Annotated in this window: 18 protein-coding genes; 4 read left to right on the top strand and 14 right to left on the bottom strand. The window is 60.9% G+C overall.

What is annotated here, in order from left to right:
- Positions 1-59: 59 nt before the first annotated feature.
- Together fabA and fabB are read left to right on the top strand one after the other, a co-directional pair.
- The gene (gene fabA, locus LOY54_RS08760) at positions 60-575 is read left to right on the top strand and encodes a 3-hydroxyacyl-[acyl-carrier-protein] dehydratase FabA (RefSeq protein ID WP_045202185.1); all 516 of its coding nucleotides are present in this window, start codon (positions 60-62) and stop codon (positions 573-575) included.
- A gap of 11 nt (positions 576-586) precedes the next feature.
- Positions 587-1,807, top strand: coding sequence for a beta-ketoacyl-ACP synthase I (fabB, locus tag LOY54_RS08755; protein WP_045202187.1), 1,221 nt, complete (start codon positions 587-589; stop codon positions 1,805-1,807).
- Between the two features lie 57 nt (positions 1,808-1,864).
- Here the strand turns inward: fabB and LOY54_RS08750 are convergent, their stop codons facing one another.
- From LOY54_RS08750 to LOY54_RS08740, 3 genes are all read right to left on the bottom strand, one after another.
- A complete protein-coding gene (locus LOY54_RS08750; RefSeq protein WP_045202189.1) occupies positions 1,865-3,490 on the bottom strand; it encodes a methyl-accepting chemotaxis protein in 1,626 nt (541 codons plus the stop codon).
- A 139-nt stretch (positions 3,491-3,629) separates the two neighbouring features.
- Positions 3,630-4,094, bottom strand: a complete 465-nt coding sequence (locus LOY54_RS08745; RefSeq protein ID WP_123568234.1) for a DUF3859 domain-containing protein — start codon at positions 4,092-4,094, stop codon at positions 3,630-3,632.
- 66 nt (positions 4,095-4,160) lie between these two features.
- Positions 4,161-5,168, bottom strand: a complete 1,008-nt coding sequence (locus LOY54_RS08740) for an amidohydrolase family protein (protein WP_258610167.1) — start codon at positions 5,166-5,168, stop codon at positions 4,161-4,163.
- Positions 5,169-5,272: 104 nt separating this feature from the next.
- On the opposite strand from LOY54_RS08740, the gene LOY54_RS08735 reads away from it, so the two are divergent.
- Positions 5,273-6,133 carry a pirin family protein gene (locus LOY54_RS08735; protein WP_258610166.1) on the top strand — a complete coding sequence of 287 codons (861 nt, stop codon included), beginning with the start codon at positions 5,273-5,275 and terminating at the stop codon, positions 6,131-6,133.
- Positions 6,134-6,217: 84 nt separating this feature from the next.
- Here the strand turns inward: LOY54_RS08735 and LOY54_RS08730 are convergent, their stop codons facing one another.
- The 4 genes from LOY54_RS08730 to LOY54_RS08715 form a co-directional block, all read right to left on the bottom strand.
- Complete coding sequence (locus LOY54_RS08730) at positions 6,218-6,943, bottom strand: dienelactone hydrolase family protein (protein WP_258610165.1); 726 nt, start codon at positions 6,941-6,943, stop codon at positions 6,218-6,220.
- A gap of 56 nt (positions 6,944-6,999) precedes the next feature.
- The gene (gene htpG / locus LOY54_RS08725; protein ID WP_123568226.1) at positions 7,000-8,904 is read right to left on the bottom strand and encodes a molecular chaperone HtpG; all 1,905 of its coding nucleotides are present in this window, start codon (positions 8,902-8,904) and stop codon (positions 7,000-7,002) included.
- 94 nt (positions 8,905-8,998) lie between these two features.
- Positions 8,999-9,460 (bottom strand): PaaI family thioesterase, encoded by a 462-nt coding sequence (locus tag LOY54_RS08720; protein ID WP_258610164.1) that lies wholly within the window; start codon positions 9,458-9,460, stop codon positions 8,999-9,001.
- Positions 9,457-9,933, bottom strand: a complete 477-nt coding sequence (locus LOY54_RS08715; protein ID WP_045202204.1) for a PaaI family thioesterase — start codon at positions 9,931-9,933, stop codon at positions 9,457-9,459. The genes LOY54_RS08720 and LOY54_RS08715 overlap by 4 nt, the downstream gene beginning before the upstream one ends.
- Positions 9,934-10,085: 152 nt before the next feature.
- On the opposite strand from LOY54_RS08715, the gene LOY54_RS08710 reads away from it, so the two are divergent.
- Positions 10,086-10,361 (top strand): hypothetical protein, encoded by a 276-nt coding sequence (locus tag LOY54_RS08710; RefSeq protein WP_045202206.1) that lies wholly within the window; start codon positions 10,086-10,088, stop codon positions 10,359-10,361.
- Positions 10,362-10,447: 86 nt separating this feature from the next.
- Here the strand turns inward: LOY54_RS08710 and LOY54_RS08705 are convergent, their stop codons facing one another.
- The 7 genes from LOY54_RS08705 to LOY54_RS08675 all read right to left on the bottom strand — a co-directional run bounded on the left by LOY54_RS08705 (position 10,448) and on the right by LOY54_RS08675 (position 20,908).
- The gene (locus tag LOY54_RS08705) at positions 10,448-11,188 is read right to left on the bottom strand and encodes a DUF599 domain-containing protein (RefSeq protein ID WP_045202208.1); all 741 of its coding nucleotides are present in this window, start codon (positions 11,186-11,188) and stop codon (positions 10,448-10,450) included.
- 189 nt (positions 11,189-11,377) lie between these two features.
- Complete coding sequence (brnQ, locus tag LOY54_RS08700) at positions 11,378-12,691, bottom strand: branched-chain amino acid transport system II carrier protein (RefSeq protein WP_045202210.1); 1,314 nt, start codon at positions 12,689-12,691, stop codon at positions 11,378-11,380.
- A 354-nt stretch (positions 12,692-13,045) separates the two neighbouring features.
- Positions 13,046-13,930, bottom strand: coding sequence for a succinate--CoA ligase subunit alpha (gene sucD, locus LOY54_RS08695; RefSeq protein ID WP_045200545.1), 885 nt, complete (start codon positions 13,928-13,930; stop codon positions 13,046-13,048).
- Positions 13,930-15,096 (bottom strand): ADP-forming succinate--CoA ligase subunit beta, encoded by a 1,167-nt coding sequence (gene sucC / locus LOY54_RS08690; RefSeq protein ID WP_010224674.1) that lies wholly within the window; start codon positions 15,094-15,096, stop codon positions 13,930-13,932. The genes sucD and sucC overlap by 1 nt, the downstream gene beginning before the upstream one ends.
- Positions 15,097-15,271: 175 nt before the next feature.
- Complete coding sequence (gene lpdA / locus LOY54_RS08685) at positions 15,272-16,708, bottom strand: dihydrolipoyl dehydrogenase (RefSeq protein ID WP_038996215.1); 1,437 nt, start codon at positions 16,706-16,708, stop codon at positions 15,272-15,274.
- A 105-nt stretch (positions 16,709-16,813) separates the two neighbouring features.
- Entirely contained in the window at positions 16,814-18,034 is a 1,221-nt protein-coding gene (odhB, locus tag LOY54_RS08680; protein ID WP_045200542.1) for a 2-oxoglutarate dehydrogenase complex dihydrolipoyllysine-residue succinyltransferase, read from the bottom strand.
- Positions 18,035-18,076: 42 nt separating this feature from the next.
- Positions 18,077-20,908 carry a 2-oxoglutarate dehydrogenase E1 component gene (locus LOY54_RS08675; RefSeq protein ID WP_045200540.1) on the bottom strand — a complete coding sequence of 944 codons (2,832 nt, stop codon included), beginning with the start codon at positions 20,906-20,908 and terminating at the stop codon, positions 18,077-18,079.
- Positions 20,909-21,074 lie beyond the last annotated feature (166 nt).

Here is a 21,074-nt window from a genome sequence, read left to right as displayed (position 1 = left end):
GTTTTGGGACGGCCGGGAAGATTTGCCCCCTGCCGCACGGGGACTATTGAGGAGCTCGCATGACCAAACAAAACGCCTTTACTCGGGAAGACCTGCTGCGCTGCAGTCGCGGTGAGCTGTTCGGCCCAGGTAACGCGCAACTGCCCGCCCCGAACATGCTGATGGTTGATCGCATCACCCATATCAGCGCCGAGGGTGGCAAGTACGGCAAAGGTGAATTGGTCGCCGAGCTGGATATCACCCCGGACCTGTGGTTCTTCGCCTGCCACTTCGAAGGTGATCCGGTGATGCCGGGCTGCCTGGGCCTGGATGCCATGTGGCAGCTGGTCGGTTTCTACCTCGGCTGGCAAGGCTTGCCGGGCCGTGGCCGCGCCCTGGGTTCGGGCGAAGTGAAATTCTTTGGCCAGGTCCTGCCGACCGCCAAGAAAGTCACCTACAACATTCATATCAAGCGCGTCCTCAAAGGCAAGCTGAACATGGCCATCGCCGATGGTTCGGTCAGCGTCGACGGTCGCGAGATCTACACCGCCGAAGGCCTCCGGGTCGGCGTCTTCACCTCCACTGACAACTTCTAAGGGTTATCCGCATGCGCCGCGTCGTTATCACTGGTCTGGGCATCGTTTCGTGCCTGGGCAATGACAAAGAGACCGTCTCCGCCAACCTGCGTGCAAGCCGCCCTGGCATCCGATTCAACCCGGAATATGCCGAAATGGGTCTGCGTAGCCAGGTTTCCGGCTCCATCGACCTCAACCTCGAAGAACTGATCGACCGTAAAATCTACCGCTTCGTTGGTCACGCCGCTGCCTATGCCTACCTGGCAATGGCCGACGCGATCAAGGACTCGGGCCTGACCGAAGAGCAGGTTTCCAACCCGCGTACCGGCCTGATCGCAGGCTCCGGCGGCGCCTCGACCCTGAACCAGATGGAAGCGCTGGACATCCTGCGCGAGAAAGGCGTCAAGCGCGTTGGCCCGTACCGCGTCACCCGGACCATGAGCAGCACCGTCTCGGCGTGCCTGGCCACCCCGTTCAAGATCAAGGGCCTGAACTACTCCATCGCCTCGGCCTGCGCCACCAGTGCTCACTGCATCGGTACCGCGATGGAACAGATCCAGATGGGCAAGCAGGACATCGTCTTCGCCGGTGGCGGTGAAGAAGAGCACTGGAGCCAGTCGTTCCTGTTCGACGCCATGGGCGCCCTGTCCAGCAAGCGCAACGACACCCCGGAAAAAGCCTCCCGCGCCTACGACGCTGACCGTGACGGTTTCGTCATCGCCGGCGGTGGCGGCATGGTCGTGGTTGAAGAGCTGGAACACGCCCTGGCCCGTGGCGCCAAGATCTACGCCGAAATCGTCGGCTACGGCGCGACGTCCGATGGCTACGACATGGTCGCGCCAAGCGGCGAAGGCGCAATCCGCTGCATGCAGATGGCCATGTCCACCGTCGACACCCCGATCGACTACCTGAACACCCACGGCACCTCGACCCCGGTGGGCGACGTTGCCGAGATGAAGGGCGTTCGCGAAGTGTTCGGCGACAAGGCTCCGGCCATCAGCTCGACCAAGAGCCTGTCCGGTCACTCCCTGGGCGCCGCCGGCGTTCACGAAGCGATCTACTGCATGCTGATGATGGAGGGCAACTTCATTGCCGGTTCCGCCAACATCGACGAGCTGGACCCGGAAGTGGCCGACCTGCCGGTGCTGACCAAGACCCAGGAAAACGCCAAGATCGATACCGTGATGAGCAACAGCTTCGGTTTCGGCGGCACCAACGCTACCCTGGTACTCAAGCGCTGGGCTGGCAAGTAAGGGCTGGCCCCTTGCACTCAAAACGCCCCGACTCGTCGGGGCGTTTTTGTTTGTGCCTTACACCGAAAAGCGCCCCACCAGCCCATTGAGCTCAATCGCCAGCTGTGACAACGCCTGGCTCGCCGCATTGGTCTGATTCGCCCCCGCCGACGTCTGCATCGCCAGGTCGCGAATATTGGTCAGGTTGCGATCCACCTCCCGCGCCACCTGCGCCTGCTGCTCCGAGGCACTGGCGATCACCAGGTTGCGCTCGTTGATCAGGCTGATGGCCGCGGCAATCTCCTCCAGCGCCGCCCCGGCGGCATGTGCGCCTTCCAGGGTGCCGCGCGCCCGCTCGTTGGTCTGCTGCATGCCCTCGACCGCACGATTGGTGCCCTGCTGGATGCCGTCGATCATCTGCTCGATTTCCCGGGTCGACTGCTGGGTGCGATGGGCCAGTGCCCGCACCTCGTCAGCCACCACGGCAAAACCGCGCCCGGCATCACCGGCGCGCGCCGCCTCAATCGCCGCGTTCAGGGCCAGCAGGTTGGTTTGCTCGGCAATCGCGCCGATCACATCCAGCACCTTGGTAATGCCATGCACCTGTTGCGCCAGTTGCCCGACCTCTTCGGCGTTGGCGGTGACGCCAGCGGCCAGGTCTTCGATTGAGGTCACGGTCAGGCGCACCTGCTCGCGCCCTTGACGGGCGATGCGGTCGGACTCGCGCGAGGCTTCGGAGGTGGCCACGGCATTGCTCGCCACCTCCTCCACTGCCGTGGTCATCTGGTTGACCGCGGTGGCCGCCTGTTCGATTTCCTGGCTTTGCTGCATCAGCCCGCGGGTGGCATCTTCGGTTACCGCGCTGAGCTCTTCGGAGGCCGAGGCCAGCTGGCTGGAAGAATCGGAGATGCGCCCGATGGTATCGCGCAGGCTTTGCTGCATCTGTTTCAAGGCCGCCAGTAAGCGCGCCGGCTCATCCTTGCCCTGCACCGAGATCTGCGGGGTCAGGTCACCGGTGGCGACCACTTCGGCGACCTGCAGCGACTGCGCCAGTGGCCGGACGATGCTGCGGGTCAGAGTCAGGGCCAACACCACGGTGAGCACTACGGCGGCGATCAGCAAGCCGATCACCCAGATCCGCGCCTGCGTGTAGACGACTTCGGCAAGGTCGGTGGCGCTGTTGGCATGCTGATTATTGAGCGCGATCAGCTCGTTGAGGCTGGCGGTCATCTGGTCGGCGAGCTGGTTCATCTCGCCATTGACCATGGCCACCGCCTCTTCCACCCGGTGCTCGGTGGACAACTGCACCACCTGGGCCTGCAGCTTGAGGTAGCGCCGCTCCAGGTCCAGGTAGCGGTCGAACAGCGTCTGCTCTTCAGGCAGGACGATCAGCGCCTGGTACTTCTGCTGGGCCTTGTCCAAGCCGGACTTGATCTCTTCGATGCGCGACTTGTTCTGCTCCAGCGCCGCAGCATCGCGATTGACCAAAAGGCGCAGGGTCAAGGCGCGGATGCGCAACATGTCCTGGGTCATCTGCCCGACCGAGATCACGCTGGGCAACCAGTTGCTGTCGACCTGCTCGGACTGCTGGCGCATGCTGGTCATCTGCATCAAGGCAAACGCACCCAAGGCAAACACCAGCGCCGCCACCAGGCCGAAGCCCAGGCCGGCCCTGGGCGCGATATTCATGCTTCTCAAGCTCATCTTCTGGCTCCCTCCAAAAGCGCTGCTCAATAGGGCAGCAGTCCTTGCTTCTAGACGGTATCGGCCTGTGGAAAATTTGCGTAAGACGAAAACGTGATATCAAAAGGCCTTATGATCGCGACGCCAGGGTCGCCCTGCCTCAGCGCACGGTAAAGCGCTGCTCGGCCAGCAGGCGATCGCCCTGAAAGACCATGAAATGCCATTGCCCCGGCACCACTTCGTGGTTCTCGGTGAACTCGTAGGCCATGACATCCTGGACCGCACCGGGCACCAGCTTTTGTACCACTTCGAACTTGTCGTGGCGCTTGCCGTCCGGCGTGCGCACGCCAGGGGTGAGGTACAGCAGGGTCAGCGGCGTGTCCTCGGCGACCTTGCCTTCCAGGCGGTAGCGCATACCGAATTTGCTACCCAGGCGCGCCGGGATTTCATCGGTTTGCTGGATGGTCTGGTTGCTCTGGCTCAGCACCCGTTCACCGGGCTGGAAGTTCTGGTGGCGGGTTTCGAACAGGCCGTACTCGACCGGGCCTTCGACGCGAACCTCGGCAGCGGCCAGGCCACTGACCAGCAACAGCCCGCACAGGGCGCTGAAACGACGTGGAAACATAGTGCACTCCATCAGGTTGATGGCGGCAGGCTATGACGCGGGCATGACAAGCTGATGACAGTCCTGTCACTTGCGTGCCTTGGGCAGCACCGCGAGGAAGTTGTCGCGGGCGACCTTTTGCGCCACCTCGGCAGGCAAGGCATCGAGAAACGGATCAAAGCCATGCAGTTGCTCGCCCAGGCTGTTGAAGCGCCCGACCACGTCGGAGCCAAGCATGAAGCGCTCAGGGAAGCGCTTGACCAGCGCCAGCCACTCAGCCCTGGGCTTGCCCTTCTCATCCAGCAGATAAGGCTGCAGCACGCTCCAGGACAGGTCTATGTACAGGTTCGGGTAATCCTCGAGCATCCGTGTCAGGGTCGGCAGCAGAAAATCCAGCTGCGTCTGGTGCCGATGAATCTCCATACTGGTGCCGGCATGGGCCCAGATGAAGCGGGTGTGCGGGTGATTGCGCAACGGTTCTTCGATTTCAGCCAGGTACAGCGGGTTGCGTTCGCGCTTGGAGGTGATGTTGGAATGGATCAGCACCGGCAGGTCCTGCTCGGCGGCCAGGTGATAGATGCGGGTCATGGCCTCGTTGTTGGCCCTGGGCGTGTCGCCGCTGGTCAACGCGGTCAGGTCGTCGTGGCGGGTGAACACCTCGCCGATCCCCTGCCACAGGCCCGGGTGCAGCGCTAGCATGCGTTCGATGTGGGCCACGGCGTTCTTGTCTACCGGGTTGAAGCCGGTGAGAAACGGATGAAAGCGCTGGCGCTGCTCAGGCGTGAGCTTTTCCAGCGCCGCAGCAACGTAGATGTCGGTGGCGCTGTACCAATAGGCATCGGCATCGTCGCCCGCGTAGTAACGCGGGCGCTTGGGCTCGTCTTCGTGCCACTTCTTGGCCACCGGGATGCCGGAAATCATCGACTGGTCGATGCGCGCCTCATCCATGGCCTTGAGCAAGGCGTCCATGCCGGCGGTTTCCTGGAAAAAATCGACGTAATGCAGGTGCGCATCACTGTAGTGATACTCGCGCGCCTGCGCCGCCTGCAGCGACAGCCCCAGCAACAGCGCCCAGCCCAGACACCTGGCAATCATTTCGCATTCCTTCTGGCCGATTCAGACAGGGTAGACCGGAGCGAACACACGCCAGTTCAGCAGGTTATGCTACAAGAACTTTCCCTGCTGGCCTGGAGCACACCGTGAGCCTTCCCCTGGTCATCCGCCCTCGCGCCGAATCGGTCGAAGGCCAACCTATCCTGCGCCCCCTGCCCTCGGCCCAGTGCCGCAGCGTCGGGCCGTTCGTGTTCTTCGACCACATGCTCGAAACCGACTACCCGGCCGGGCGCGGCATGAACATCCGCCAGCACCCGCATATCGGCCTGTCGACCCTCACCTACCTGTTCGAGGGCGAAATCCAGCACAAGGACAGCCTGGGCTCGGATCAACGGGTCAAGGCCGGTGAAGTCAGCTGGATGACCGCCGGCAGCGCCATTGCCCATGTCGAGCGCACGCCGGTCGAACTGCTGCCTGGCAGCTCGCGATTGCACGGTTTGCAGGTGTGGCTGGCATCGCCCAAAGCGCATGAGCAAGGCCCGGGGCACTACAGCCATCATCCGGCGGCGAGCCTGCCGGTCAGTGACAGCCTGGGGGTGCGCATTCGCATGATTGCCGGCAGCGGCTTTTGCCTGCAATCGCCGGTGCCGGTGTTGTCACCGACCCTGTATGCGCTGGTGCAGATGCAGGCGGCCACTACCCTGACGGTGCCCACCGAGCATGCCGAGCGTGCGCTGTATGTACTGGATGGCGAAGTCAGCCTCAACGATGTGGCGATCGAGCCGTGCAGCCTGGTGATCTTGCCGCACGGTGAAGAGATGAGCCTGTATGCCGACAGCGAAAGCCAGTTGGTGCTGTTTGGCGGGGCGCCGCTGGACGGGCCGCGGCGGATGAACTGGAATTTTGTTGCCAGCGATCCGGCGCTGATCGAGCAGGCGCGGGCACGCTGGGCGGCCGGGGATTGGCCGACGGTGCCGGGGGAAACTGAAAGGATCGAGCTGCCTTGAGGTTATCGCGACCGCTACGCGGTCGATCGCCGGAAAGGCTGGCGCCCACAAGGTCAAGTGTGGGAGCCAGCCTTGCCCCTTCACTCAGCGCTGGAACACGTCATCGAGCAAATTGTACATCGCCCGGAACGCGCGCTTGGACGTGCGGGCGTCGTACTTCATCTTGCCGGGAATGTTCGCCGCGGTATCGGTGAACGAATGCACCGCGCCGCCATAGCTGATCAGTTGCCAATCGACCTTGGCCGCATCCATCTCGACTTCGAAGGCCGGCAACTGCTCTTTGGGCACGAACGGGTCGGCGGCGCCATGCAGCACCAGCATCGAAGCCTTGACCTTGCCCTCTACCGCCGGCAGCGGCGTATCGAGGGTGCCGTGGAACGACACCGCAGCCAGCAGGCGGGCATCTTCGCGGGCCAGCTCCAGGGCGCAGCAACCGCCGAAGCAGAAGCCGAAGGTGGCCAGCTTGCCAGGCTCCAGTACCGCCTTCGATTGCCCCAGCAACTGGTCCAGCGCCGCCTTCAGGCGCTTGCGCAGCTCGACGCGGTCGTTCTTCAGCGGCATCATCGCCGCCCCTGCTTCATCCATGTTCGACGGTCGCAGGGTCTGGCCGTAGATGTCGGCCAGCAACACCACATAGCCCTGGGCGGCGACTTCGCGGGCGATACGCTCGGCGCCCTCGCCCACCCCCATCCAGTTTGGTGCCATCAAAAGCCCAGGCTGCTCGCGGGCGCCCTGGGTAAAGAACAAGCGGCTCTCATAGGCTTTGCCGGCAACATGATAGACCAGCGATTCGACGGTAACCTTGCTCATGCACTCCTCCTTGCACAATGAAAAAAGCCCACCGAAGCGGGCTTTCCTGCAACTACTTAAGCCGACAATTCGACCAGCAGCTTGTTCAGGCGACGAACGTACGCCGCCGGGTCCTTGAGGCTATCGCCCGCCGCCAGCGCGGCCTGATCGAAGAGGATGTGCGAGAAGTCGGCGAAACGGTCTTCGCTCTGCTCGTTGTCCAGCTTCTCGATCAGCGGGTGGCCCGGGTTGAATTCGAAGATCGGCTTGGAGTCCGGCACCTTCTGCCCGCTGGCTTCGAGGATCTGGCGCATCTGCAGGCCCAGGTCCTGTTCACCGATGGCCAGGATCGCCGGCGAATCGGTCAGGCGGTGCGATACGCGCACTTCGCTGACGCTCTCGCCCAGCGCCGCCTTGAGGCGCTCGACCAGGCCTTCTTTCTCCTTGGCGACTTCTTCCTGGGCTTTCTTGTCCTCTTCAGAGTCCAGCTTGCCCAGGTCCAGGTCACCGCGGGCGACGTCGACGAAGCTCTTGCCGTCGAATTCGCTCAGGTAGCTCATCAGCCACTCGTCGATACGGTCGGTCAGCAGCAGCACTTCGATGCCTTTCTTGCGGAAGACTTCCAGGTGCGGGCTGTTCTTGACCTGCGCGTAGGATTCGCCGGTGAGGAAGTAGATCTTGTCCTGACCTTCCTTGGCGCGGGCCAGGTAGTCGGCCAGGGCAACGCTCTGCTCGCCGCTTTCGTCATGGGTGGAGGCGAAACGCAGCAGGCCGGCGATCTTTTCCTTGTTGGCGAAGTCTTCAGCCGGGCCTTCTTTCATCACCTGGCCAAAGTTTTTCCAGAAACCCTTGTACTGCTCAGGCTCGTTCTTGGCCAGCTTCTCGAGCATGTCCAGCACGCGCTTGGTCAGCGCCGACTTCATCGAATCGATGATCGGGTCTTTCTGCAGGATTTCGCGCGAAACGTTCAGCGACAGGTCGTTGGAATCGACCACGCCCTTGATGAAACGCAGGTACAGCGGCAGGAAGGATTCTGCCTGGTCCATGATGAACACACGCTGCACATACAGCTTCAGGCCGCGTGGCGCTTCACGCTGGTACAGGTCGAACGGCGCGCGGGCCGGTACGTAGAGCAGCGAGTTGTACTCAAGCTTGCCTTCGACCTTGTTGTGGCTCCAGGCCAGCGGGTTCTCGAAATCGTGACCGATGTGCTTGTAGAACTCCTGGTATTCCTCGTCCTTGATCTCGGTACGCGGACGGGTCCACAGGGCGCTGGCGCGGTTGACGGTTTCCCATTCTTCGGCCGGCTTTTCTTCACCTTCGCCAGCTTCGACCTGTTTTGGCAGCTCGATCGGCAAGGCGATGTGATCGGAGTACTTCTTGACGATGTTGCGCAGGCGCCAGCCGTCGGCGAACTCTTCTTCACCTTTTTTCAGGTGCAGGACGATGCGCGTACCGCGCTCGGCCTTGTCGACAGTGGCAACTTCAAAGTCACCCTCGCCCTTGGACGACCAGTGCACGCCCTCGGCAGCTGGCAGGCCGGCGCGGCGGCTGAATACGTCGACCTTGTCGGCGACGATAAAGGCCGAATAGAAGCCCACGCCGAACTGACCGATCAGGTGCGAGTCCTTCTTCTGGTCGCCGGTGAGGTTTTTCATGAAGTCGGCGGTGCCGGACTTGGCGATGGTGCCCAGGTGCGCGATGACCTCTTCGCGGCTCATGCCGATGCCGTTGTCTTCGAGGGTGACGGTGTTGGCGTCCTTGTCGAAGCTCAGGCGGATTTTAAGCTCGGCGCCGCCTTCGAGCAGCTCTGGCTTGGCCAGGGCTTCGAAGCGCAGTTTATCGACGGCGTCGGAGGCGTTGGAAATCAGTTCGCGAAGGAAGATTTCCTTGTTCGAATACAGGGAATGGATCATGAGGTGCAGCAGTTGCTTCACCTCGGTCTGGAAGCCCAGGGTTTCTTTTTGAGTTTCCACACTCATGGTCTTCAACACTCCGATCTGATGGCAGTTGTCGTTGGGCAGGCCGGCGGCCTGCTTTCACGGCGGGATGCACAACAGATGGGGGTGGCTGGGGCTATTTCAAGGGCGAAGTCATTTCTTCGATCTTGAAATGCGCGCGCGCCGTGGCAATCGGTTCGTCCGCGTCGCCCTGCCAGGCGGTTATGGCCACGTTGGTTACCCGCCGGCCCTGGCGCCATAGCTGGCAGCGGGCGTAGGTGTCGCGGTAGTGGCCGGCGCGCAGGTAGTCGATGGAAAAGTCGATGATCTTCGGGATCGCCGCGCTTTCGCTGAAAATCAGCAGGTACAGCGCCGCCGACAGCTCCATGAAGCCTGCGATCACCCCGCCGTGGATCGCCGGCAGCAACGGATTGCCAATGTTGTCCTGGCTGGCCGGCAGGCAAAACAACAGGTCATCGCCCTGGCGGCTGCACTGGACACCAATCAATCCGGCATAAGGGATCAACTGCAGCAGCGGCTCATAATTACCTTCGGCATGGGCCTGGCGCAGTTGCTGGTGTACCTCTGGCGCAATCATTGGCCGCTCCCCTTGAGCTTGCTGGCGAAATTCAGGCCGCCCTTGATGCCCTTGCCCAGGCGCATGAAAGTGCCAACCACCTGGGCGATCGGCTGCTGCGGGTCGTCCTGGTAGGCCAGCCCACGGGTGAAGATCACATCGCGAGAAACGCGGTAGCAGTAGGCATGGCCGAAGATGTCCTTGCCGGCCTCGGCCGGCTGCATGTAGTCGATGCGCAGGTCTAGCGTCGGGCATACCTCGAACTCAGGCAGCGCACAAAGGGTAGCCATCCCGCAGGTGGTGTCCATCAGGGTGGTCACCGCCCCGCCATGCACGGCGCCGGTCTGTGGGTTGCCGACGATCTTCGTCGAGTACGGCAACACCAGGGTCATGCCTTGGGCATCAGCGTGATGCACGCGCATCTGCAGCACCTGGCAATGTCGCAATGCCGAGAGAAAACGTTCGGCCATTGCCAGCAAAGAAGTGTCGGTCATTTGAAAAACTCCCGGGCCATTGAGAACATGCACACAGTCTGGCAAATGTCCATATAGAACCATTTGTTATATATCTGTATTGTGCGCGGAACTTCTACCGGTTACTTGAGCTCGAAGGAACAAGTAACTTATTCCACAAGGAGAAACACCCCATGCGTAAACCTTTTGCTTTTGCCGTTATGCTCGCCGCTGCTCTGGGCCTGGCCGCTTGCGATAAAGCCAGCGAGAACAAAGCCCAAGATGCTCAACAACACGCCGAGCAAGCCCAAGAGAAGATGGGTGAAGCTCAGGATAAAGTGAACGAGGCCGCGAAAGAAAACGCCGAAGCCGCCAAAGATCAGGCCGAAGCGCAACAGAAAGCCGCTGAAGAAGCTGCAAAAGAAGCTGCACCTGCTGCTCCAGCTACTCCTGCCGAGCCTGCCAAGTAAGCAAGCCCGCCGGAATAAAAAAACCCGACGCTGTCGGGTTTTTTTATGCCTGTTGCAATAGGGTTAAACGATTCAGTCAATAACCTTCAGGCGAGGTTTTCTTTGCCGGGTTCCGCCACCGGCGCTTCGGTCGGGGTATAGACCATCACATCGAGCACATCGGAGTGGAATTCACGGCGATACAGCACCAGTACTACCCCGGTACTCATCAACATAAACAACCAGGGGCTGATAAACCAGCAGAGCATGGCCATGCCGAAGTAATAGGAACGCAGGCCAAAGTTGAACTGGTTGGCGGCCAGGGAAATAACCTTGGCCGCTCTAAGGGCAAAGGCCTTGCGCTCAAGTTCGCTGACCTGACGCTCGCCGATCATCGGCGCCGAACCCACCAATACGGCGGCGAAGTTGTATTGACGCATGCACCAGCTGAAAGTGAAGAAGGCGTACACAAATACCATCGCCAGGCACAGCAACTTGATTTCCGACATGCCCTGGGACGCCTGCTGCACCAGCGGCAGGTCTGCCAGCAACGATACCGCACGGTCTGATGCGCCGAGCACGGTGAGAATACCGGCCAGGATGATCAAGGTGCTGGAGGCAAAGAACGAGGCGTTGCGCTCCAGGTTACCGATCACGCTGGCATCGGCGATGCGGTTGTCACGCAGCAGCATGCGGCGCATCCAGTCTTCGCGGTACAGGTGCAGCACGCTGGCCAGGCAAGCGGTATCGCGGCCCTTCCAGGTGGCATAACGGGTGTATCCGCCCCAGCAGACAACGAACCAGCAGGCGGCCAGCAAGTGGATCAGATTGCTTTGAATGAAGCTCATGCAAGGTCCTGATTGAAGTTTCGAGCACAATAAAGCCCATTGACCGGCTTTCGACGCTTTAGCGCAGAAAAAGACACGTCTGCGGTGCAGAAACGAAAAAGCCCCGTGTCCTTGCGGGCACGGGGCTCGTAATTTGCCGTGACGGTCACCCTGTTGGCTTGTGGCCGGTGTCCGTCATAGGGCCAATTCTCAGGCCAGCACTTCGCGTGGCTTGCCAAGCATGCGGTCGCACACCACCGCAACGCCCAAGGCCACTACCGACGGTACCAGCCAGGCCAGGCCCTGCTCGCTCAGCGGCAGGTGGGCGAGGATTTCCGGCAGTTCGCTGGCCAGGGCGGTGCCCTTGATGGCATCGATCATGCCGAACAGCAGCGACACCAGCATCACCGGCGCGAGGATGCGTACCTCGGAATTCCACAGTTCTTTGCAGAAGCTCAGGCCTACGACCACGATGCACGGCGGGTAGATAGCCGTCAGCACCGGAATCGAGAACATGATCAGCTTGGTCAGGCCGAGGTTGGAGATCAGCAGCGAGAAGCCGGCAAGGATCACCACCAGGGTGCGGTACGACAGCGGCAGTACCTGGCTGAAATACTCGGCACAGGCGCAGGTCAGGCCAACTGCGGTCACCAGACAGGCCAGGGCGATCAGCACGGCCAGGAAGCCGCTGCCCAGCGAGCCGAAGGTGTGCTGTACATAGGCATGCAGTACCGCTGCGCCGTTGCTGGCACCGGCGGCGATTTCATGGCTGCCGGCACCCAGGCGGAACAGGCTGATGTACACCAGGGCCAGGCCGACCCCGGCGATCAGGCCGGCAATGATCGCGTAGCGGGTGATCAGCCGCGGCGATTCGACACCACGCGAACGGATGGCGTTGACGATGACGATACCGAACACCAGGGCGCCGAGGGTATCCATGGTCAGGTAACCATTGATGAAGCCCTGGGAGAACGGTGCGGCAACGTAGGCCGGCTGCGCTTCACCGATACCACCGGCGGGCAGCATGAACGCGGCGATGCCGAGTGCGGCCAGGGCGATGATCTTCAGCGGCGCGAGGAAGCGACCGACGGTGTCGAGCAACTTGCCCGGGTACATGGACACCGCCAGCACCACCAGGAAGTACACCAGGCTGTAGATAAACAGGGCCAGCGGGCTTTCACCGGTCAGCGGCGCAACACCCACCTCGAAGGATACGGTGGCGGTACGCGGAGTGGCGAACAGCGGGCCTACCGACAGGTAGCACACCGCCGCCAGCAGGCCGCCGGCGACCTTGCCGATCGGGCTGCTCAGGGCATCCATGCCGCCGCCGACCTTGGCCAGGGCGACAACAGTGATAACCGGCAGGCCCACAGCAGTGATCAGGAAACCCAGCGCCGCCATCCACACGTGTGGACCGGATTGCAGACCGACGATAGGTGGGAAAATGATATTGCCCGCGCCGACGAACAAAGCGAACGTCATAAAACCAAGTGCCAGGATGTCCTGGCCTTTTAAAACTTTCATTAAGGAAATACCACACTGCTGAAATCGGGATTTAGAGAGGGATTTCCCCTTGGGTGAGGGAAATGCTGCCTGGCTGGATGAGCCAGACCCGTTTAGCGTGTCGTTCCCTTTTGGGGAGCGGGCACAAAATGAGTGCATAGGTTAACGAATTTGTCACAGAAACGCACTGCTGCAGGGCTGCTTGTCCGATGTGTGAATATGCGTGTCGCTTGCGCGACAGCCTCAAGCGGCAAGTTACAAGCCGCAAGCTTGCCGCAATACCCTCTTGCAGCTTGAAGCTTGCCCCTTGCCGCTGCTGCCCGGTAAACAAAAAAGGCCACCCGAAGGTGGCCTTTCTTGTTTACCGGGCAGTGCTTACTTCTTCACTTCCCAGCCAGTCAGCTCGGCCAGGGCCTTGCCGATGTCTGCCAGCGAACGCACGGTTTTCACACCAGCATCCTGCAGCGCAGCGAATTTCTCGTCTGCAGTGCCTTTGCCGCCGGAGATGATGGCGCCAGCGTGGCCCATACGCTTGCCCGCAGGAGCGGTAACACCAGCGATGTAGGAAACCACAGGCTTGGTGACGTTGGCCTTGATGTAGGCAGCTGCTTCTTCTTCAGCCGAACCGCCGATCTCGCCGATCATGACGATCGCTTCGGTCTTCGGGTCTTCCTGGAACAGCTTCAGGATGTCGATGAAGTTGGAGCCCGGGATCGGGTCGCCACCGATACCGACGCAGGTGGACTGACCGAAACCGGCGTCAGTGGTCTGCTTGACCGCTTCGTAGGTCAGGGTGCCGGAACGCGAAACGATACCGACCTTGCCTGGCAAGTGGATGTGACCTGGCATGATGCCGATCTTGCACTCGCCCGGAGTGATGACGCCTGGGCAGTTAGGGCCGATCAGGGTAACACCCAGCTCGTCGCACTTGACCTTGGCATCAAGCATGTCCAGGGTAGGAATGCCTTCGGTGATGCAGACGATCAGCTTGATGCCGCCGAAGGCAGCTTCCAGGATCGAGTCCTTGCAGAAAGGAGCTGGAACGTAGATGACCGACGCATCAGCGCCGGTAGCTTCTACTGCTTCTTTCACAGTGTTGAACACTGGCAGGCCCAGGTGGGTGGAGCCACCCTTGCCTGGCGTCACGCCGCCGACCATCTTGGTGCCGTAGGCGATGGCTTGCTCGGAGTGGAAAGTACCTTGCGAGCCGGTGAAGCCCTGGCAGATGACTTTGGTGTCTTTATTGATCAGGACGCTCATTACTTGCCCTCCGCAGCTTTGACAACTTGTTGAGCAGCGTCGGTCAGGCTGGTTGCCGCAATGATGTTCAAACCGCTTTCTGCCAGTACTTTAGCACCCAGTTCAGCGTTGTTGCCTTCCAGGCGAACAACAACCGGTACCTTGACGCCGACTTCTTTCACAGCGCCGATGATGCCTTCGGCAATCATGTCGCAACGAACGATGCCGCCGAAGATGTTGACCAGAACGGCCGCGACATTGCTGTCGGACAGAATGATCTTGAAGGCTTCGGTAACGCGCTCTTTGGTAGCACCACCACCTACGTCGAGGAAGTTGGCTGGCTTGCCGCCGTGCAGGTTGACGATGTCCATGGTACCCATGGCCAGGCCGGCACCGTTGACCATGCAGCCGATGTTGCCTTCCAGGGCCACGTAGTTCAGCTCGAAGCTGGCAGCGTGGGCTTCACGAGGATCGTCTTGCGACGGGTCGTGGAAGGTTTTCAGCTTAGGCTGACGGTACATGGCGTTAGCGTCGATGTTGATCTTGGCATCGAGGCAGTGCAGGTCGCCGTCGGCCTTGATGACCAGCGGGTTTACTTCCAGCAGGGCCAGGTCGTGTTCTTTGAACAGCTTGGCCAGGCCTACGAAAATCTTGGCGAACTGAGCAACTTGCTTGCCTTCCAGACCCAGCTGGAACGCCAGTTCACGACCCTGGAATGGCTGAGCGCCAACCAGTGGATCGATAGTAGCCTTGATGATCTTCTCAGGAGTCTCGTGAGCGACTTTCTCGATGTCCACGCCACCTTCGGTGGAAGCCATGAACACGATACGGCGGCTCGAACGGTCGACTACAGCGCCCAGGTACAGCTCTTTGGCGATGTCAGTGCAGGATTCGACCAGGATCTTGGTCACTGGCTGACCGTTGGCGTCGGTCTGGTAGGTTACCAGACGCTTGCCCAACCATTGCGCAGCGAACGCCTTGGCGTCTTCCTTGCTGCGAACCAGCTTGACGCCGCCCGCTTTACCGCGACCACCGGCGTGGACCTGGGCTTTGACAACCCACTCGGTGCCACCGATCTTGTCGCAGGCTTCTGCGGCAGCTTCAGGGGTGTCGACTGCGAAACCCTTGGAAACTGGCAGGCCGTATTCAGCGAACAGCTGCTTACCCTGATACTCGTGAAGATTCATGCTTTTTACCGTCTTCGTTAGGTACTGCGCTTCGGCGCTGCGCTCCATGGGAGTGCCGCGCCACCTGTGACCACTTGCCCCCGGTATGCTCCGGGAGTTCGAGTCCGGCGGACTTTCCGCGGTGAGTCATGCACGCAAGACTCACGACGGGCCACCCGCCGTGGTTTCTTATTGTTTAACGCTTCTTACGGTTGGCAACGTGAATGGCACCGCCATTCACAGCCAGCGCGGCTTCATGCAGCGCTTCGGACAGGGTCGGATGGGAGAAAACCATCATGCCCAGGTCTTCGGCGCTGGTGCCGAATTCCATTGCGATTGCACCCTGCTGCACCAGTTCGGCAGCCGATGGGCCAATCACGTGTACACCCAGGACGCGGTCGGTCTTGGCATCGGCGATGACCTTGACGAAACCACCGGTGTCGTTGGCAGCCATCGCACGGCCGCTGGCCGCGAACGGGAAGGTGCCCACGTTAACCTCAACGCCTTCGGCCTTCAAGGTCTGTTCGGTTTTACCGACCCATGCGATTTCCGGGTGGGTGTAGATAACCGACGGGATCAGGTCGTAGTTCATCTGGGCTTTGTGGCCCTTGATGCGCTCGACGACCATGATGCCCTCTTCCGAGGCCTTGTGCGCCAGCATCATGCCACGAACCACGTCACCGATGGCGTAAACGCCCGGTACGCTGGTCGCGCAGTGATCGTCGACGAAGATGAAACCACGCTCGTCGATGGTCACGCCGCTGTCGGCAGCCAGCAGATCGGTGGTCACCGGACGACGGCCGACCGCAACGATCAGCTTGTCGAAGGTGATCTTCTGCTCGCCGTTGGCGTCGGTGTAGGTCACTTCGACTTCAGCGCCGTTGACCTTCGAGCCGGTCACGCGAGCGCCCAGCTTGATGTCCAGGCCTTGCTTGGTCAGGGTTTTCAGCGCTTCCTTGGAGACAGCGGCGTCAGCGGCCATCAGGAAGGTGTCCAGGGCTTCGAGGACGGTGACTTCTGCGCCCAGGCGAGCCCAGACCGAACCCAGCTCCAGGCCGATCACGCCAGCACCGATCACGCCCAGGCGCTTAGGTACGGTTTGGAATTCCAGGGCGCCGGTGGAATCGACGATGACGTTCTGGTCGACCGGAGCCGGTGGAATGTCGATCGGACGCGAACCGGAAGCCAGGATGACGTTCTCGGCTTCGATGATTTCGGTGGTGCCGTCAGCCTTGGTGACTTCGACTTTCTTGCCAGCCAGCAGTTTACCGTGGCCCTGGATCGAGGTGACGCCGTTGGCCTTGAACAGGGTGGCAACACCGCCGGTCAGGTTTTTGACGATGCCAGCCTTGCGGCCAACCATCGCGGCGACGTCCATCTTCACTTCGCCAGTGGAGATACCGTGGACGTTGAAGCTCTCTTTGGCTTCCTTGTATTTCCAGGAGCTGTCCAGCAGCGCCTTGGAAGGAATGCAACCCACGTTCAGGCAGGTACCGCCGAGGGCCAGCTTGCCTTCGCCGTCAGTGTACTTCTCGATACAGGCAGTGCTCAGACCGAGTTGCGCAGCCTTGATGGCAGCTACGTAGCCGCCAGGACCTGCGCCAATCACTACCACATCAAATTTTTGCGACATTCAGAAAATCCTCTTTAAAGCTGCAAGCGATAAGCTGCAAGCCACAAGCTCAAGCGCAAACCGTTCAGGCTTGCCGCTCGAAGCTTGCAGCTTGCAGCTGCTCAATCAGATATCCAGCAGCAGACGAGCCGGGTCTTCCAGCAGGTTCTTGATGGTCACCAGGAAGGTCACGGCTTCTTTACCGTCGATCAGACGGTGGTCGTAGGACAGTGCCAGGTACATCATCGGGCGGATCACGACCTGACCGTTAACGGCCATAGGACGCTGGATGATGTTGTGCATGCCCAGGATCGCAGCCTGCGGCGGGTTGACGATCGGGGTCGACATCATCGAACCAAAGGTACCACCGTTGGTGATGGTGAAGGTACCGCCGGTCATTTCGTCGATCGACAGTTTGCCGTCACGGGCTTTCTTGCCGAAGGTGGCGATGCCGTTCTCGATTTCAGCCAGGCTCATCTGCTCGGCGTTACGCAGTACCGGTACCACCAGGCCGCGGTCGCTGGAAACGGCAACGCCGATGTCCGCATAACCGTGGTAGACGATGTCGGAACCGTCGATCGAGGCGTTGACGGCCGGGAAGCGTTTCAGCGCTTCGGTGGCAGCCTTGACGAAGAACGACATGAAGCCCAGACGGACGCCGTTGTGGGTCTTCTCGAACAGGTCCTTGTACTTCGAACGCAGGGCCATGACTTCGGTCATGTCGACTTCGTTGAAGGTGGTCAGCATGGCCATGTTCGACTGAGCTTCGACCAGGCGCTTGGCAACGGTGGCACGTACGCGAGTCATCGGTACACGCTTCTCGGTGCGATCGCCAGTGGCGACGACCGGGGCAGCGGCAGCAGCGGCTGGCTTGGCAGCAGGTGCGGCAGCCGGAGCGGATTTCTTCGCTTCGATGGCAGCAACCACGTCTTCCTTGGTGATGCGACCGTCTTTGCCGGTGCCCTTGATGCTGTTCAGGGCGATGCCGTTTTCTTCGGCCAGCTTGCGGGCAGCCGGAGCGCCGATGGCGTCTTCGTCGCCAGCAGCAGCGGCAGCAGGAGCAGCGGCGGCAGGCGCGGCAGCAGCGGCAGGCGCAGCGGCAGCAACACCACCTGCCTCGATCGAACCCAGGACTTCGTCGGACAGGACGGTTTCGCCCTCGCCCTTGACGATAGCGCCCAGCACGCCGTCAGCGGTAGCCAGTACTTCCAGGACAACCTTGTCGGTTTCGATGTCGACGATCAGCTCGTCACGCTTGACCGCTTCGCCCGGTTGCTTGTGCCAGGTGGCAACGGTGCCATCGGCAACCGATTCCGGGAAAGTAGGGGCTTTGATCTCGATAGCCATTATCAGTGGTTCCTTAAATTCGGTTTCTGGTGCGCGATGGCATTAAACGGTGAAGGCATCTTGCAGCAGTTTTTCCTGCTGCTCGGCGTGCATCGAAGCGTAACCACAAGCAGGTGCTGCCGAAGCATCGCGACCGGCGTACTCGAGGACCAGGTCCTTGTTGTGACGGGTCAGAATGCGACGCATGTGGTGTTGGCTGCTGTACCAGGCACCCTGGTTCATTGGCTCTTCCTGGCACCACACCACATCTTTGAGATTGGTGTACGGCGCGAGGATTTCGACCAGGTCGTCTTCAGGGAACGGATACAGCTGCTCGATACGCACGATGGCGATATCTTCGCGGCCTTCGGCACGGCGTTTTTCCAGCAGATCGTAGTAGACCTTGCCGCTGCACAGAACCAGGCGCGTGACGTTCTTCGGATCGAGGGTATCGATTTCCGGGATCACGGTCTGGAACGAGCCTTCGGCCAGTTCTTCCAGGGTCGAGATGGCCAGTTTGTGGCGCAGCAGCGACTTTGGCGTCAGCACGATCAGCGGCTTGCGCAGCGGACGGATGACCTGACGACGCAGCAGGTGGTAGATCTGAGCCGGCGTGGTCGGTACGCAAACCTGGACGTTGTGCTCGGCGCACAGCTGCAGGTAACGCTCCAGACGTGCCGAGGAGTGCTCAGGCCCCTGCCCTTCATAACCGTGTGGCAGCAGCATGGTCAGACCGCACAGACGACCCCACTTGTGCTCGCCGCTGGTGATGAACTGGTCGACAACCACCTGGGCACCGTTGGCGAAGTCGCCGAACTGGGCTTCCCAGATCACCAGCGCGTTCGGCGTGGTGGTGGAGTAGCCGTATTCGAAGGCCAGTACCGCTTCTTCCGAGAGGAAGGAGTCGTACAGGTCGAACTTAGGCTGACCGGCGTACAGGTTCTGCAGTGGCAGGTAGGTGCTGGCGTCTTTCTGGTTGTGCAGTACCGCGTGGCGGTGCGAGAAAGTGCCGCGACCGATATCCTGACCCGTCATGCGGATCGGATGACCTTCAAACAGCAGGGTCGCGTAGGCCATGGTTTCGGCGTAGCCCCAGTTGATCGGCAAGCCACCGGCCTGCATCTTCTGGCGATCTTCGTAGATCTTCGAAACCTGACGCTGAACCACGAAACCTTCCGGCAGCTCCAGCAGCTTGGCCGACAGTTCCTGCAGGGTCTTCAGATCGAAGCGGGTGTCGTGACGCGCGGTCCAGGTGTGACCCAGGTACGGACGCCAGTCGACGAACAGCTCTTTGTTCGGCTCTTTGACCAGGCTTTTTACTACGTGCAGGCCGTTATCCAGCGCGTTGCGGTACTCGTCGACCTTGGCCTGGACGCGCTCGGCGTCAAGACGGCCCGACTGGGTCAGGGCTTCGGCGTAGAGTTCGCGGGTGGTGCGCTGCTTGGCGATCTGCTGGTACATCAGCGGCTGGGTGCCGTTCGGCTCGTCGGCCTCGTTGTGGCCGCGACGACGGTAGCAGACCAGGTCGATGACCACGTCACGCTTGAACTGCATGCGGTAATCGACCGCCAGCTGGGTCACGAACAGCACCGCTTCCGGATCATCACCGTTGACGTGCAGGATCGGCGCCTGAATCATCTTGGCGACGTCGGTGGCGTACTCGGTGGAACGCGAGTCCAGCGGGTTGCTGATGGTGAAACCAACCTGGTTGTTGATCACGATGTGCACGGTACCGCCGGTCTTGAAACCGCGGGTCTGCGACATCTGGAAGGTTTCCATGACCACGCCTTGACCGGCGAATGCCGCGTCACCGTGGATGGAAATCGGCAGTACCTTGTCGCCAACGGTGTCGTTGCGACGGTCCTGACGGGCACGTACCGAACCTTCAACCACTGGCGAGACGATCTCCAGGTGCGAAGGGTTGAACGCCATGGCCAGGTGAACTTCGCCACCGGCGGTCATCACGTTGGACGAGAAGCCCTGGTGGTACTTGACGTCACCGGAGCCCAGCTCGACCTTCTTCTTGCCTTCGAACTCGTCGAACAGGTCGCGCGGGTTCTTGCCGAAGGTGTTGACCAGGACGTTCAGACGGCCACGGTGAGCCATGCCGATGACAACTTCCTTGGTGCCGTAGGAACCGGAGCGTTGAATCAGCTCGTCCAGCATCGGAATCAGGCTTTCGCCGCCTTCCAGGCCGAAACGCTTGGTGCCCGGGTATTTGGTACCCAGGTATTTTTCCAGACCCTCGGCGGCGGTGACGCGCTCGAGCAGGTGGCTCTGAATATCCGCGGAGAAGACTGGACGCCCACGCACGCTCTCCAGACGCTGCTGGAACCAGCTGCGCTGCTCGGAGTCGACGATGTGGGTGAATTCGGCGCCAATGGTGCGGCAATATGTCTGCTGCAAAGCGTCGAAGATTTCGCGTAGGCTCGCTTCCTCTTTGCCGATGAACAGGTCGCCGGCACGGAAGGTCGTATCAAGATCGGCATTGGTCAAGCCGTAATGATTGATCGACAGGTCTACTGGCGCAGGGCGCTGCCACAACCCCAGGGGGTCGAGCTTAGCGGCTTGGTGGCCGCGCATACGGTAGGCCTGGATCAGTCGCAGAACTTCAACCTGCTTCTTCTCGTGTTCACTGCTCACGCTCCCGGCGGAAACCGGTTGGGCGCGGCGCTGGTTCTTTGCCAGCAGTACGAAATGGTCGCGGATTGTAGAGTGCGATACATCGGTAGCGGTGCTGCCTTCGGCGGGCAACTTCTGGAAGTAAGTGCGCCACTCTTCTGGCACAGCGTTAGGGTCGTGCAGGTAAAGCTCGTAGAGCTCTTCCACATATGCAGCGTTACCACCTGAAAGGTGGGCGCTATCCCACATGCGCTGCATCACGCTTTCTTGCATGCTTGGTCACCCTCGGTTAGGGGACGGATCGGCAAGAGCCACAGCACGCCTGGAAAAGTCCTAATGCAGCGACCCAACCAAGCCACCAAGGATCCTACAGATTTTCCGGGTACCAGCCCGGAAGCCCCTGCTGGTCTCATATCTTCATAGGTAAAAGCTTGGGCTT

The organism is Pseudomonas sp. B21-032 (assembly GCF_024748965.1).
In the GTDB taxonomy this organism is placed as follows: Bacteria; Pseudomonadota; Gammaproteobacteria; order Pseudomonadales; family Pseudomonadaceae; genus Aquipseudomonas.
Note: the sequence above shows the minus strand (reverse complement) of the source record. Positions and strands in the feature narration are given on the sequence as shown.

Excerpts from the sequence above, each read along its gene's own strand:
- fabA (WP_045202185.1), top strand. The coding sequence starts at position 60 with ATGACCAAACAAAACGCCTTTACTCGGGAAGACCTGCTGCGCTGCAGT.
- fabB (WP_045202187.1), top strand. The coding sequence starts at position 587 with ATGCGCCGCGTCGTTATCACTGGTCTGGGCATCGTTTCGTGCCTGGGC.
- LOY54_RS08750 (WP_045202189.1), bottom strand. The coding sequence starts at position 3,490 with ATGAGCTTGAGAAGCATGAATATCGCGCCCAGGGCCGGCCTGGGCTTC.
- LOY54_RS08745 (WP_123568234.1), bottom strand. The coding sequence starts at position 4,094 with ATGTTTCCACGTCGTTTCAGCGCCCTGTGCGGGCTGTTGCTGGTCAGT.
- LOY54_RS08740 (WP_258610167.1), bottom strand. The coding sequence starts at position 5,168 with ATGATTGCCAGGTGTCTGGGCTGGGCGCTGTTGCTGGGGCTGTCGCTG.
- LOY54_RS08730 (WP_258610165.1), bottom strand. The coding sequence starts at position 6,943 with ATGAGCAAGGTTACCGTCGAATCGCTGGTCTATCATGTTGCCGGCAAA.
- htpG (WP_123568226.1), bottom strand. The coding sequence starts at position 8,904 with ATGAGTGTGGAAACTCAAAAAGAAACCCTGGGCTTCCAGACCGAGGTG.
- LOY54_RS08720 (WP_258610164.1), bottom strand. The coding sequence starts at position 9,460 with ATGATTGCGCCAGAGGTACACCAGCAACTGCGCCAGGCCCATGCCGAA.
- LOY54_RS08715 (WP_045202204.1), bottom strand. The coding sequence starts at position 9,933 with ATGACCGACACTTCTTTGCTGGCAATGGCCGAACGTTTTCTCTCGGCA.
- LOY54_RS08710 (WP_045202206.1), top strand. The coding sequence starts at position 10,086 with ATGCGTAAACCTTTTGCTTTTGCCGTTATGCTCGCCGCTGCTCTGGGC.
- LOY54_RS08705 (WP_045202208.1), bottom strand. The coding sequence starts at position 11,188 with ATGAGCTTCATTCAAAGCAATCTGATCCACTTGCTGGCCGCCTGCTGG.
- brnQ (WP_045202210.1), bottom strand. The coding sequence starts at position 12,691 with ATGAAAGTTTTAAAAGGCCAGGACATCCTGGCACTTGGTTTTATGACG.
- sucD (WP_045200545.1), bottom strand. The coding sequence starts at position 13,930 with ATGAGCGTCCTGATCAATAAAGACACCAAAGTCATCTGCCAGGGCTTC.
- sucC (WP_010224674.1), bottom strand. The coding sequence starts at position 15,096 with ATGAATCTTCACGAGTATCAGGGTAAGCAGCTGTTCGCTGAATACGGC.
- lpdA (WP_038996215.1), bottom strand. The coding sequence starts at position 16,708 with ATGTCGCAAAAATTTGATGTGGTAGTGATTGGCGCAGGTCCTGGCGGC.
- odhB (WP_045200542.1), bottom strand. The coding sequence starts at position 18,034 with ATGGCTATCGAGATCAAAGCCCCTACTTTCCCGGAATCGGTTGCCGAT.
- LOY54_RS08675 (WP_045200540.1), bottom strand. The coding sequence starts at position 20,908 with ATGCAAGAAAGCGTGATGCAGCGCATGTGGGATAGCGCCCACCTTTCA.